This is a genomic window from Deltaproteobacteria bacterium (assembly GCA_003696105.1).
GTDB lineage: Bacteria > Myxococcota_A > Polyangia > Haliangiales > J016 > J016.
On record RFGE01000285.1, the window covers coordinates 1 to 9858 of the forward strand.

A 9858-nucleotide genomic window follows, 5' to 3' on the forward strand; every position below is an offset into this window, starting at 1 on the left:
CGCGGCGCGGTCGGCCAGATCGGCGAACGTGTACGCATCGCCTCCGACGATCGCGGCGATTCGTCCAGGCGCTTCGCGCGCCGCCGCGGCGATCGACAGCGCGGTCGCGGGCGTCGGATCCGTCATCGCCCGCTCTCGACCGGCGGCACGCCGAGACCGCCGCCGGCGTGCGGCACGACGCGGTTGGGCCGCAGCTGCGGGATGCGCACGCGCGGCCACGCGCCCAGCCCGGCGTGCGGCGCGAGGCCGGCGGCGCGCGTCTCGGGCAGCGACAGGGCGAGCTCCGCGGCGGCGGCCAGCGCGATCGGGCCGTCGAACGTGTGCGACACGACGGTGTCGACGCCGTGCTCGGCGGCCAGGCGCGCGAGCCGCCGGCACGCGAGCAAGCCCCCGATGACGGTCGGCTTGAGCACGGCCACGTGGCACGCCTCGCTGCGAAACACGTCTTCGGCGGTGGTGTGGGCCGCGTGCAGGCTCTCGTCGGCCGCGATGGCGACAGGAGGGTCGCGCAGCTGGTCGATGCGGTCCGGGGCGACCGGCTGCTCGACGAACTCGGGAGCGAACGGCGCGAGGGCGGCGAGCCGGTCGGCCGCCTCGTCCGGGTTCCACGCGGCGTTGGCGTCGAGCCGCAGCGCGAGGTCGAAGCCGAACTGCGCGCGCAGTTGCGCCAGCAACTCGCATTCGGCGGCGAACGCGCGCGGCCGGCCGATCTTCAGCTTCACCGTGCGAATGCCCTGATTCCACGCGGCGCGCACGCCGGCGAGCACGTCGGCGGGGGATGTGCCGGTGACCAGCGCGGCCAGCGGGACGTCGCGCGCGATCGCGCCGCCGCCGATCGGGTCGACCCGCGCGAGCAGCTGCGACAGCGGCTCGTCCGTGCGCTGGCCGACCAGATCGAACACGGCGGTCTCGACCGCGAACCGCGCGGCCGGAACGGCGCGGTCGACGCCCAACTCGGCGAGCGCGGCGGGGATCGAGTCGACGCGGACCGGCAGGCGCGCCAGCGCCGCCTCGAGCGCGCGCTCGCACTGTTCGACCGTGTCCGGCGAGTAGCCGTCGAGCGGCGACGCCTCGCCCTGGCCGATGCGGCCGTCGGCGTCGACGAGCTGCAGTCGGACGCCGCGCCGCTCGGTCCACGCGCGCCGGGCGTTCGCCGCGCGCGCACCCGGGCGGTCGGCGACGCGCCCGGTCACCCGCCGCACCGACCCGCCACGTATGACCCATCGCCCGTCCACGCGCCGACTGTACCCGATCGACGGCGGCCTACAGCAGCACGCCGACGGCGAGCAGCGCGCCGTAGACGATCAACAGCCGCGCGGTCGCGCCGAGAAAGGGATTCATCTGCTCGGGACGGCTGCGCCACAGCCCGCGGGCGGTTTGCGCCGCCAGCGGCGCACTCGCGAGCGGCAACAGCGCCCAGGGGCCGGCCAGTCCGGCCGCGACGATCGCGACCGGCGCCGCGTAGGCGATCGCGACCAGTGCCGCGTACTCGACGAGCGCCGCGCGGCGGCCGAACCGGACGGCGATCGTCCGTTTGCCGGCGCGCGCATCGGTGTCCGCGTCGCGCGCGTTGTTGACCGCGAGCACGCAGGTCGCCAGCGCGCCGATCGGGACCGACGCCAACCAGGCCAGCGCGGGCACGGTCCCAAGTTGTACGTACACCGTACCGCACACCGCGACGACGCCGAAGAACGCGAACACGAACACGTCGCCGAGGCCGTGGTAGCCCAGCGGGTAGGGACCGCCCGTGTACGCGAGTCCGGACGCGAGCGAGGCGAGCCCGATCGCGACGATCGGCCAACCGCCGATCGTTGCGAGGTACGCGCCCGCCGCCAGCGCGACGGCAAACGCCACCGCCGTGCCGGCGAGCAGCGTCCTCGGCGACAGCAGCCCGGCCGCGGCGGCGCGGGTCGGCCCGAGCCGATCCGGGCCGTCCGCGCCGTGCAGGCAGTCGAAGGCGTCGTTGGCGAAGTTGGTGCCGATCTGGATCGCGACCGCGCCGGCGAGCGCCGCGAGCGCCGGGCCGAGCGCGAACCCGCCGGCCGCCGCGGCGACCGCCGAGCCGACGGCCACCGGGACGACGCCGACCCACAGCGTCTTCGGGCGGGCGGCGAGCCACCATGCCCGCGCGCGGCCGGCGGGCGAGCGGGCGGCGGCGTGGGCGTGCGCGGTCACGGGTAGCGCGGGAACTTCGAGAAGTCGGGCCGGCGCTTTTCCAGGAACGCGTCGCGGCCCTCCTGGCCTTCCTCGGTCATGTAGAACAGCAGCGTCGCGTTGCCCGCGAGCTCCTGCAAGCCCGCCTGGCCGTCGCAGTCGGCGTTGAGCGCCGCCTTCAGGCAGCGGATCGCCATCGGGCTGTTGGCCAGGATCTCGCGGCACCACTTGATCGTCTCTTCCTCGAGGCGTTCGAGCGGGACGACCGCGTTGACCAGCCCCATGTCGAGCGCCTGCTGGGCGTCGTACTGGCGGCACAGAAACCAGATCTCGCGCGCCTTCTTCTGGCCGACGATGCGCGCCATGTACGACGCGCCGAAGCCGCCGTCGAAGCTACCGACCTTGGGGCCGGTCTGGCCGAACTTCGCGTTGTCCGCGGCAATCGTGATGTCGCACACCAGGTGCAGCACGTGGCCTCCGCCGATTGCGTAGCCGGCCACCATCGCGATCACGGGCTTCGGCATGCGACGAATCTGCATCTGGACGTCGAGGATGTTCAGGCGAGGCACGCCGTCGCTGCCGACGTAGCCGGCCTTGCCGCGCACGCGCTGGTCGCCGCCGGCGCAAAACGCGTCCGGCCCCTCGCCGGTGAGGATGACGACGCCGACGCTGCCGTCGTCGCGCGCGTCGGCGAGAGCGCGCTCCAGTTCCCGCACGGTCTGCGGGCGGAACGCGTTGCGCACCTCGGGGCGGTTGATCGTGATCTTCGCAATCCCGTCGCCGCTCTTTTCGTAACGAATGTCCTCAAATCCCGGTTCGGCTTTCCAGTTGATCGCGGTCATCGGAGCTCCTTGGCTGAATCACAGTGGCCACCGCAGCCGGTGCCTCGAGCACGGGATTGTGGCCACAGTTGGGGACAATGGTGACGCGCGCGTTCGGCATGCGGCGCGCCATGGCGCGCGCGATGCGGGCGAACGTCGCGTCGAGTTCGCCGGCGACGAGGTGAACCGGCACGTCGATCGCGGGCAGAAACGGCGTGTAGTCGGGCATGGCGCCGAGCCCGAGGGCGCGCAGTGCGGCGGCCAGGCCGTGCGGGTCGTGCGAGCGGCGCAGCGCGCGCTGCGCAGCGCGCGCGGCAGCGGGCAAGCCGCGCTGGCTCGCCCACATCGGCTGCGCCTCCCACGCGGCGACGAACGCGTCGATACCGTCGCGCTCGAGCAGGTCGATCCAGCGCGCATCGCGAGCGCGGCGGGCCGCGCGCTCCCGCTCGCTCGGCAGGCCGGGACGCACGCCGATGAGGGTGGCGCGCGCGACGAGGCCCGGGTGCGTCGCCAACACGCCGAGCGCGACGCGCGCGCCCATCGAGTAGCCCACGAGGTGACAGCCGCGCGGCAACGCGGCGGCGATGCGGGCCACCTCGCCGGCGAAGTCCTCCGGCCACGGCGGCGGCGCGCCGTGACCGAGCAGCGGCGGCGCCACGGCGTCGGCCAGCGCGAGCGGCGCGAACGACGCGGGGCCGCCAGTGAACCCGTGCAGCAACACGACGGTCACGCGCCGACCTCCGCGTGCAGCAGCGTCGGGCCGCGGCGCTCGAACGCCGCCGCCAGGCTCGCGTCGTCCATCGGCGCGTAGGGCACGCCGAAGGCCCGCGCCGCGGCGGCGAGGTCGACGCGCGGCGGCGTCGTCCACCACCGAGACAGGTCGTCGGGCGCCACGGCCGCCGCGACCGGCAGCTCGTCGAAGATGCGACCGCCGCCGTTGTCGAGCACGACGATCGCGAGCGGCGTGCGCACGTCGCGGGCCGCGGCGAGGCCGCCGATGTCGTGGGCGAAGCTCACGTCGCCGACGAGCAGCAGGGTCGGGCTGTCGCCGGCGGCCGCGGCGCCGGCCGCCCCGGAGATCAGGCCGTCGATGCCGGCGACGCCGCGCTGCGACCACACGTCGGCGTCGGTGTCGCGCGCGCTGCACGCGGCGTCGAGCCACCGGATCGGCAGGCTGTTGCCGGCGCACACGACGCCGGCCGGCGGCAGTGCGCGCACCGCCGTGCGCACCGCATCGGCGGCGGGACCGGGGGCGAGCGCACCGGCCCGCCACGCGGTCGCCCAGGCGGTCGGCGCGCGCACGCAGCCGATCGCCTCGGCGACGGCCGCGGCGGTGCGGCCGACATCCGCCGCGACGTGCGCCGTCGCGGTTCGCAGCGGGTCCGGTCGTCCCCACGGCGCGATGACCCAGCGCGGCACGTCGGCCCAACGCGTCTGGTACTCGCGCCACGCCGTCGACACGGGCATCGCGCCGAGTTGCAGGATCAACTCCGGGCGCAGCCGTTCGCGCGCGGCCTCCGCCGACAGCAGGGCTGGGAAACCGTCGATGGACACGTCGACGCCGAACTTGAGCTGCGATGCCGCCTCGGCGACGAGCGGATAGCCGGTCGCGCACGCCAGCGCTTCGACCGCCGCCCGCGCGCGCCGCTGCGCCAGCGGCGCCGGCCCGGCGACGATCACCCCGCGCTCGGCCGCGCACGCGTCGGCCAGCGCGCGGACGGCGTCCGCCGGTGGGTCGGCGTGCGGCGCCGCGTAGGTGCGGGGTATCGGCGGGACGACCGCCTGCGAGGCGCGCGTCTCCAGTGGCTTGCGCAACCGGACGTTGAGGTGGACGGGACCGGGGACCGGCGAGCGCGCGGCGGCGACGGCGGTGGCGACCTTGGCGGCGGCCGCGTCGTCGTCCGGGTCCACTGCGACGGCGGCTCGGACGTGTTTGTGGAACAGATCGATCTGGTCGATGGTCTGCGGTGCGCCGCAGCCCTGAAGTTCGGCCGGACGGTCGGCCGTGATCAGTACCAGCGGCGTGTACGAGTAGGCCGCCTCGATCGCCGCCGGGTAGTAGTGCGCCCCGGCGGTGCCCGACGTGCACAGGGCGGCGACCGGCCGCCCGGATCGCTTCGCCATCCCGAGCGCGAAGAACGCGGCGGACCGCTCGTCGATGATCGCCCGGCAGCGCAGGTCGCCGCAGTCGAGCGCCGCCAGCACCAGGGGTGTCGACCGCGACCCGGGACTGACGACCAGATCGCGGACGCCCGCGGCGGCCAGCGCGGCGACGAACCGGCGCGCCATGTCGGCCTGCGCGATCATGCGTCCACACCCAGCGCTTCGAGCAGCGGTCGCTGCTTGAGGTCGGTCTCGGCGTATTCGGCGTCGGCGTCGGACGCCGCCACGATGCCGGCGCCCGCGTACAGGAACGCGCGATGGCCCGCGAGCAGCCCCGAGCGCAGCGCGACTGCGAAGTCGCCGTCGCCGGCCGAGTCGAACCACCCGACCGGCCCGGCGTACCAGCCGCGGGGGGCCGGTTCGTGCGCGCAGATCCACTGCACCGCGTCGGCCGTCGGCACCCCGCCGACCGCCGGTGTCGGGTGCAGCGCCGCGACGAGGTCGAGCACGTGGTGCGGCCCGGCCAGCGTCCCTCGGATCGGCGTGCGCAGGTGCAGCAGGTGGCGCAGCGTGCAGATCTCCGGTTCGGCCGACACGTTGAGTCGAGCGCACAGCGGGGCGAGCGCATCGGTGATCGCGCGCACGACGTAGCCGTGCTCCGACTGGTCTTTGCTGCTCGCGCGCAGCGCATCGCCCGCGTCGGGGCGGCTGTCGGCGTCGATCGAGCCCGCGAGCGCCTGCGTCGCAATGTGCCGGCCGTCGCGCGCGATCAGCCGCTCGGGCGACGCGCCGGCGAACGTGGCGCCGTCGAAGCGAAACGCAAAGCGGAAACAATCCGGGTAGCGCGCGCGCAGCCGCGAGAGCACGCCCGCCGCGTCGGCGGGCGCGTCGAGGTCGACCGCGGTGCACCGCGCCGCGACGATCTTGTCGACCGCACCGGACGCGATCGCCGCGCGGATGGCGTCGATCTGTGCCCGCCACAGCTCGCGCGGCAGCGCATCGATTCGGCGCACGCGCGGCGCGCTCGCGGCCGGTCGTCCGCGGTCGCCGGCGCGGGCGAGCGCGCGCAGCAGGTCGGCGGCGCGCGCGGGCGCGTCGGCGCCGGGGCGGACGCCGGCCAGCGTCAGCCACGCGCGGTCGCCAGCGACGGCGTACCGCCAGCGCGGCAGAACGAACCGGCCGTCGCCGAACGGCGCCCACGCGCCGCGACGCGCCGCGCCGGGGGCGAACGCCATGCCGCCGAACATGCGCGGGCGCGGCGGCGCGTCGGACAACGCGATGGTCGCGACGCGGCGCCACAGGGCGGCCGCGTCGGCGCGCGACGCGGTCGCGTCCAACTCGGCGGCAATCCCGACTCCGGCGAACGCGGGGCCGTCGGGCGGCGCCCACAGGACGGCGGGTTCGGCGGGCGCGATCGCCAACAGCGCCTCGGGCGGCGCGACGGGAGCGGGAACGGTGACGTGGACGAGGGCGCCGGCGGCGCGGTCGAGCGCGCGGGCGATGAACGCGGCGGCGTCCGACGGCGCGCACGGCGCGGCGCGGTCGATCGAGGCGGCCATCGGCTCGGCGCTCATCGCGCTTCCTCCGGTGCGGTGGCGACGTACAGGCAGCAAACGCCGAACGTCAGCGGGGCGACGCGATCGACGCGCAGGCCCGCGGCGCGCATCACGCCGGCAAATTCGTCCGGCGGCGGGAATGCCGCGATCGACTGTTGTAGATACCTGTACTGGGGCGCCCGCGACAGCAGGGCGCCGACGCGCGGCACAACGGTATGGACGTGGAAGCGAGCGAGCGGCCCGAGCAGACCCGAGCGCGGTTCCGACAGTTCGAGGATGGCGACGCGGCCGCCCGGGCGCACGACCCGCGCGATCTCGCGTAGCGCGCGGGGGCGGTCAGGCACGTTGCGGATGCCGAATGCCATGCACGCGGCGTCAAAGCTGTCGTCGGCGGCATCCAGCCTCTGCGCGTCGCCGGTGCGCAGCGTCACGCGGTCCGCGACGCCGGCGCGGGCGACCTTGCGCGCGCCGACGGCGAGCATGCCCTCGGACGGGTCGACGCCGACCACGGTCACGCCGGGGCACGCGCGCGCGACCGCGATCGCCAGATCGGCCGTGCCGGTGGCGAGGTCGAGCACCCGCTGGCCGGGCGACAGGTCGAGGGCGCGGATCGTCTTCTTGCGCCAGCGGCGGTCGATGCCGAACGACAGCACCCGGTTGACGAGGTCGTAGCGGTGCGCGATCGCGTCGAACATCGCGCCGCTGCCGTCCATGCGTTCGAGCGCGGTCACGACCGATGCCTCCGCTGGTCGGCGGCCGCCTCGAGCCTCCGGTTGTGCAATTTCATGTGGCCGCGCTGGATGCCCTCGCCCGCGAGAGCGCGCAGGGCGGCCAGGTTCGACGCGAGGCCGGCCGCCGCGATCACGACGGCGAGTTCGCGGGAATCGGCCGCGCCCACGAGTTCGAGCGCCGCGCGCACGCCGGGGTGCACTCCGGTCGCGCCGCCGACGGTGCCGACCGCCAGCGGCATCTCGAGCGCACCGGCCACTCCGTCGGGCGTGCGGCGCCAGCGCGCCAGCGGCCGATAGCGCCCGTCGAGCGCCGCGTAGGCGTGCGCGCCCGCCTCGATCGACCGCCAGTCCTGGCCGAGCGCGACGGCCGCCGCGTCGATCCCGTTCATGATGCCCTTGTTGTGGGTGGCCGCGCGCAGCGGGTCGAGCTCCGCGAACCGGCTCGCGCGCGCGATGCCGTCGGCGATCGCGTCGCCGCCGAGGACGTCCGCGCTCACCTCGGCCGCTACCCGCACGCGCCGGCGCAACGGCAGGTTGGACAGGATGCGCAGGCCGACGCGGCCGCCGACCAGCTCGTGCAACCGCGGCGCGACCGCCTCGGCGACGGTGTCGACGATGTTGGCGCCCATCGCGTCGCCGACGTGAACGTAGAGCTGGATGACGACCACGCCGGCGATCGGATCGAGCACGCGCACGTCGAGGTCCACGCAACCGCCGCCGCGCGCGACCATCCGCGGGATGGCCGCATTTGCGGTTTGCACGATCGCGTCGCGATGTGCCAGCACGCGGTCCGCGGCGCGGTCGGCGTCCGGCACGTCGTCGAACTGCACCTGCGTGGTCATCACCGGTGCGTCGGCGTCGCCGGTGAACCCGCCCGACAGGCGGACCAGGCGCGCCGCATTGGACGCCGCCGCGATCACCGACGGCTCCTCGACGGCCATTGGCACGATGTAGTCGCGTTGGTTGATGCGAAAGTTGAGCGCGACGCCCAGCGGCAGGCCGTGGCACGCGATGACGTTCTCGCTCATGCGGTCGGCGACATCGACCGGAAGGCCCCCGCCGGCGCGCAGCAGCGCCAGCGCGTCGGGCGACAGTTGGCGGCGCTCGGCGAGCAGCGCGAGGCGGCGGGGGAGCGGTTCGCGGTAGAACCCGGGGATGCGGCTGGTCATCGGTTACCTCTCGCGGTAGACGGTCGCTTCGGCGACGGTCACGAGCGCCGTCCGCGCGCGGCCGTCGGGCAGGTCGGCAAGGCACGCGATCGCGTCCGCGGCGCGGCGCTCGGCGAGAGCGCGACCTTCGGCGAGCGCGCCGGTCGCGTGCAGCGTGGCGAGGACGCGCTCGGCGAGCGGTTGCGGAACCGGGTCGCCGTCGGCGCCCGCCACGATCGCGGCGAGCGTGTCGGCCAGCTCCGGCGCGCGGTCGAGCGCGACGATGAGCGGATAGGTCATCTTGCCCTCGCGGAGATCGGTGAGCACCGCCTTGCCGGTGACCGCCGTATCCCCCGCGAAGTCGAGCAGGTCGTCGACGGTCTGGAAGGCGACGCCGAGGTGCAGGCCGTAGCGCTCGAGCGCCCGGCAGGTGGCTTCGTCGGCGCCGCCGGCGCGCGCCCCCGCGTACATGGCCCAGCGAAACAGGGCCGCCGTCTTGCCCTCGACGACCGCGAAGTAGTCGGCGCGCGACGCGTTGACGCGGCCGCGATTGGCGAGCTGGATCGCCTCGGCGCGGATCATCTCGTCGATCGTGTCGAGCGTTCGGTCGAGCAAGCCGGCGATGGCGGCGCGCTGAACGCGCTGCAAGGCTTGTACGAGCAGCCAGTCGCCCGCGAAGATGGACGCCGCATTGCCGTAGACGGTGCGCGCCGCCGGCGCGCCGCGGCGGGTGTCGCCGAGGTCGACGACGTCGTCGTGCAGCAGCGTCGCGCTGTGAATCAGCTCGACGGCGACCGCGAGCTGGCGCGCAGCCGGGCCGAAGCCGTCGCCGACTTTCGCGGCGAGCGCGACGCACATCGGCCGCAGGTGTTTGCCGCCGAGGTCGAGGAGGTGATGGGCGCAGCGGTGGACGACGGACGCGCCGCGCTCGACCGTGGTGAGGTCCGACTCGACGCAGTCCATGTCCGCTGCGATCCATGCGTGAAGGTCGGCCAGACGGGTGGCGAGGTCGTGCAGACCCCGGTCGGCGCACACGTCGCCGAGCTGGCTGAGCACGTCCGCGGTCGGAGCTGCGGCGGCGGTGGTCATGGGTCCTCCGGGAGGCATCACAGGGGTTCTACACTTCTGATGTTTCAAAAACATGTGAAAGTTTCTGAAAACTCGATCGAAATCCGGAGTGGTCGGGTGATGTGAACGAGTTTCGGCGGTTACCCGGCCGCCGGCGGCTCGGGCGCGCGGCGCGCGGACGCGGGGCGAGTCGCCGGCGCGGCGCGCGGGCGCGGGGGCGGGGCGCCGCGGCGGCGCAAACACGCGGCGCCGGTGCCGCGGCGGCGCGGCGCGCGGA

The 9858-nt window shown here is 75.0% G+C and carries 9 protein-coding genes; all 9 read right to left on the bottom strand.

What is annotated here, in order from left to right:
* Nucleotides 1–122: 122 nt before the first annotated feature.
* From D6689_18055 to D6689_18095, 9 genes are read right to left on the bottom strand one after another with little or no spacing between them, the layout of a single operon-like run.
* Complete coding sequence (locus D6689_18055) at nt 123–1235, bottom strand: O-succinylbenzoate synthase (GenBank protein ID RMH38950.1); 1113 nt, start codon at nt 1233–1235, stop codon at nt 123–125.
* 28 nt (nt 1236–1263) lie between these two features.
* Nucleotides 1264–2175 (bottom strand): 1,4-dihydroxy-2-naphthoate polyprenyltransferase, encoded by a 912-nt coding sequence (locus D6689_18060; protein RMH38951.1) that lies wholly within the window; start codon nt 2173–2175, stop codon nt 1264–1266.
* Nucleotides 2172–2996: a 1,4-dihydroxy-2-naphthoyl-CoA synthase gene (gene menB / locus D6689_18065; GenBank protein ID RMH38952.1), complete on the bottom strand. Its 825-nt coding sequence runs from the start codon at nt 2994–2996 to the stop codon at nt 2172–2174. Before menB ends, D6689_18060 begins: the two co-directional genes overlap by 4 nt.
* Nucleotides 2959–3705 carry an alpha/beta fold hydrolase gene (locus D6689_18070; protein ID RMH38953.1) on the bottom strand — a complete coding sequence of 249 codons (747 nt, stop codon included), beginning with the start codon at nt 3703–3705 and terminating at the stop codon, nt 2959–2961. The genes menB and D6689_18070 overlap by 38 nt, the downstream gene beginning before the upstream one ends.
* On the bottom strand, nt 3702–5282 hold the full coding sequence (gene menD / locus D6689_18075; protein ID RMH38954.1) for a 2-succinyl-5-enolpyruvyl-6-hydroxy-3-cyclohexene-1-carboxylic-acid synthase: 1581 nt from the start codon (nt 5280–5282) through the stop codon (nt 3702–3704). The genes D6689_18070 and menD overlap by 4 nt, the downstream gene beginning before the upstream one ends.
* On the bottom strand, nt 5279–6652 hold the full coding sequence (locus D6689_18080) for an isochorismate synthase (protein ID RMH38955.1): 1374 nt from the start codon (nt 6650–6652) through the stop codon (nt 5279–5281). Before D6689_18080 ends, menD begins: the two co-directional genes overlap by 4 nt.
* Nucleotides 6649–7347 (bottom strand): bifunctional demethylmenaquinone methyltransferase/2-methoxy-6-polyprenyl-1,4-benzoquinol methylase UbiE, encoded by a 699-nt coding sequence (ubiE, locus tag D6689_18085; protein RMH38957.1) that lies wholly within the window; start codon nt 7345–7347, stop codon nt 6649–6651. The genes D6689_18080 and ubiE overlap by 4 nt, the downstream gene beginning before the upstream one ends.
* A 14-nt stretch (nt 7348–7361) precedes the next feature.
* Nucleotides 7362–8534, bottom strand: coding sequence for a hydroxymethylglutaryl-CoA reductase, degradative (locus D6689_18090; GenBank protein RMH38956.1), 1173 nt, complete (start codon nt 8532–8534; stop codon nt 7362–7364).
* A 3-nt stretch (nt 8535–8537) separates the two neighbouring features.
* Nucleotides 8538–9548: a polyprenyl synthetase family protein gene (locus D6689_18095; GenBank protein ID RMH38958.1), complete on the bottom strand. Its 1011-nt coding sequence runs from the start codon at nt 9546–9548 to the stop codon at nt 8538–8540.
* Nucleotides 9549–9858: the final 310 nt, after the last annotated feature.